The 3,472-nt window shown below is 46.5% G+C and carries 5 protein-coding genes; all 5 read right to left on the bottom strand.

The annotated features are described in order from the left end of the window. The coding region (locus tag BIW15_RS21510; RefSeq protein ID WP_077281591.1) for a DegT/DnrJ/EryC1/StrS aminotransferase family protein at nucleotides 1-1,031 on the bottom strand (1,031 nt) is incomplete at its 3' end. Continuing rightward, nucleotides 1,024-1,494: an acyltransferase gene (locus BIW15_RS21505; protein WP_005496835.1), complete on the bottom strand. Its 471-nt coding sequence runs from the start codon at nucleotides 1,492-1,494 to the stop codon at nucleotides 1,024-1,026. The genes BIW15_RS21510 and BIW15_RS21505, both read right to left, overlap by 8 nt. Continuing rightward, nucleotides 1,472-1,891 (bottom strand): FdtA/QdtA family cupin domain-containing protein, encoded by a 420-nt coding sequence (locus BIW15_RS21500; RefSeq protein WP_021486846.1) that lies wholly within the window; start codon nucleotides 1,889-1,891, stop codon nucleotides 1,472-1,474. Before BIW15_RS21500 ends, BIW15_RS21505 begins: the two co-directional genes overlap by 23 nt. Next, entirely contained in the window at nucleotides 1,892-2,758 is an 867-nt protein-coding gene (gene rfbA / locus BIW15_RS21495; RefSeq protein ID WP_005496828.1) for a glucose-1-phosphate thymidylyltransferase RfbA, read from the bottom strand. Further along, the coding region (locus BIW15_RS21490) for a GDP-mannose 4,6-dehydratase (RefSeq protein ID WP_077281590.1) at nucleotides 2,758-3,472 on the bottom strand (715 nt) is incomplete at its 5' end. The genes rfbA and BIW15_RS21490, both read right to left, overlap by 1 nt.

The following is a 3,472-nucleotide window of genomic DNA, read 5'->3' as shown; positions in this document are numbered from 1 at the left end:
AATGACAGCACCTCATTTTGCAACTGCTCCGTCAGCGGCAATGACAGATGACTAAACTCTTTATAAGCCTGCTGTTTATGCGGCGCTATCGGGTAATGTACTTGTGTCTGAATACCATGCTCTGATAAATGCTTCACCAATGCATCTCGGTTTGAACTGCGCACCACAAACAAATGCCATACATGGGCTTCAGGCTCAGCCACTTCCGGTAAGATAATATTCGAGTTGTTGATTTCACGTAAGTAAAATTCCGCCAGCTCCTGACGCGCTTTCGTCTGCGCTGGAAGGTAGTTCAGTTTCACTGACAACATCGCCGACTGAATTTCATCCAAACGACTGTTCAATCCTTGATAAAGATTCTGGTATTTAACATGAGAGCCGTAGTTACGAAGGGCACGCAAGGTTTCTGCCAGTTCATCATCGCTAGTCGTAATAGCACCACCATCACCTAACGCACCTAGGTTTTTACCCGGATAGAAGCTAAAACCAGAGGCATCCCCCCATGCTCCAGACTTCTTACCAGCAAGTGTCGCACCATGAGACTGAGCGCTGTCTTCCAGCACGAGAAGGTTGTATTTTGTCGCCAACGCCATAATCGCTGGCATATCGGCTAACTGACCATACAAATGCACCGGCAAAATCACTTTAGTCTTTTCTGTAATCGCCGCTTCAATCGCTTCAGGACTGATATTGTGCGTCTGCTCATCCGGCTCCACAAACACCGGTACCAAGTCCGCTTCGGTGACCGCTAATACTGATGCGATATAGGTATTGCCCGGTACGATAACTTCATCACCTTTGTTAAGTTTGCCTAGCTCTCGCCAAGCCTTTAACGTTAGTGTTAAAGCATCTAAGCCATTCGCAACGCCTACACAGTGTTTAACTCCACAGTAGTCAGCAAATGCTTGTTCAAACTGTTCCGTTTCATTACCAAGAATGTACCAGCCAGATTCAATCACGCGTGCACAAGCTTGTTTTAATTCGTCTTCATACTGCGCATTTAGACGCTTAAGCTCTAAAAAATTAACCATTATTTTTCTCTACATAACGTACTATCTTGGCTGGATTCCCAACCACAACCGCATTGTCCGGCACTGAACGGGTGACCACACTACCCGCTCCAACCATCGCATTTTTTCCAATGGTTATGCCTGGCAAAATCGTGGCATTGGCGCCGATGGAGGCGCCTGACAGAATTTTTGTTTTCGGAAATGCCTCTGGCCATACTTTTGAACGTGGGAACTTGTCGTTCGTGAAAGCAGCTGCCGGGCCAATGAACACATCATCTTCAATTTCAATGCCATCCCAAAGATAAACGCCGCACTTTACAGTGACTCTATCTCCTAGGACCACATCATTCTCGATGAAGGTATGGGCACAGATATTACAGTCACGACCAATTTTAGCCCCAGCAAGGACCACGGCAAATTGCCAAATAGACGTCCCCTCACCAATCGTCGATGAAGCAACATCACTGAGTGCATGAATTCGCATGGGCTACCTCTTTAAGAAATGTGTCATAGTCACGGATATAATCGGCTTCATCATACAATTCACTAGCGACAACCATTAGCACACAATCTTCAGAAAAGTCGTGCATCTCACGCCATTTTAACCCTTTGATATGCAATCCTACATCGGGAGAAGAAAGCGTCACTGTCTCTTTCGTGGTGCCATCATCAATTAAGAAAGTCACGCAACCTTTCATACAAATAGCGACTTGCTCTAAGTCGTAGTGTGCATGAAACCCTCTCGCTAAACCGCTTTGTGTATCAAAGATGTAGTAAATACGTTTGATATCAAAAGGAATGTTTTTATGTTGCTCTAACGAGATTAATGAGCCTCGCTCATCACCCATTTTCTGAAAAGATATTAGCGGTATATTCGACATTTATTCTTCCAATAACTCTAGAAGATAGCGGCCATAATCGTTTTTAGATAAGGCTTTTCCTGCGGCTTGAATGTGCTCTCGCGTTAACCACCCTCGGCGATATGCAATCTCTTCTAAGCAAGCCACTTTATAACCCTGGCGTTTCTCAATCGTTTCAACAAAATGCGCAGCTTCAAGCAAACTGCCATGCGTGCCGGTGTCTAACCACGCAAAGCCGCGCCCTAGTACGTCAACCGTCAACTTCCCTTGCTCTAAGTAAGCTTGGTTAATACTCGTAATTTCTAGCTCGCCACGATGGGACGGTTGAATAGTTTTGGCAATGTCCACGACTCGATTATCGTAGAAATACAGCCCTGTCACGGCGTAATTGGATTTTGGCTCGATTGGCTTCTCTTCAATCGATAGTGCTCGCATCTCGTCGTCAAATTCCACCACACCAAAGCGCTCAGGATCTTTCACTTTATAGCCAAAGACCGTCGCACCTTCTGTTAATGCTGCGGCTTGCTGTAGCTTCGGCGAAAAACCTTGCCCATAAAAGATGTTGTCACCCAACACCAAACATACTGAGTCATCGCCAATGAACTCTTCGCCGATGATGAAGGCTTGAGCTAAGCCATCTGGACTTGGTTGAATCGCGTATTGCAACTCAATGCCAAACTCTGAGCCATCACCCAATAGGCGCTGAAATCCTTCCTGGTCTTCTGGCGTGGTGATGATCAAGATTTCACGAATGCCAGCAAGCATGAGTACCGACAACGGGTAGTAAATCATTGGTTTGTCATAAACCGGCAGTAACTGCTTAGAGACACCGCGTGTAATAGGGTAAAGGCGAGTGCCCGAGCCACCTGCTAAAATAATGCCTTTCATTATTCGCCCGCTCCTAATCGCTCTAAACTGTATGAACCATCAAGCACGCGTTGCCACCATTGCGGGTTGTTTAGGTACCATTCCACGGTTTTACGAATGCCGCTTTCAAAGGTTTCTTCTGGCGTCCAGTTAAGCTCTTGAGCAATCTTGGTCGCATCAATTGCGTAGCGCACATCATGACCGGGGCGATCTTTGACATAAGTGATCAAAGATTCATAAGACTCAACACCTGCCGGCTTGTCTGGTCGCAGCTCTTCAAGCAAAGCACAAATGGTTTTCACTACTTCGATGTTGGCTTTTTCGTTATGGCCACCGATGTTGTAGGTCTCACCGATTTCACCTTCCGTCACGACTTTGTAAAGCGCACGAGCATGGTCTTCCACAAACAGCCAATCTCGGATTTGCATGCCATCACCATACACAGGTAAAGGCTTGCCATCGAGGGCATTCAGAATCATCAGTGGGATCAACTTCTCTGGGAAGTGGTACGGACCATAGTTGTTTGAGCAATTGGTTACGAGTGTTGGGAGACCATAAGTACGCTGCCAAGCGCGTACAAGGTGATCGCTCGACGCTTTAGACGCCGAGTATGGGCTGCTCGGCGCGTATGAGGTGGTTTCGGTGAATAAATCATCCGTACCCTCTAAATCGCCATACACTTCATCCGTAGAAATATGATGAAAACGAAACGCCGATTTGTTCGCTTCCTCAAGG

It is taken from the genome of Vibrio sp. SALL6 (assembly GCF_002002385.1).
Lineage (GTDB): Bacteria > Pseudomonadota > Gammaproteobacteria > Enterobacterales > Vibrionaceae > Vibrio > Vibrio parahaemolyticus.
Note: the sequence above shows the minus strand (reverse complement) of the source record. Positions and strands in the feature narration are given on the sequence as shown.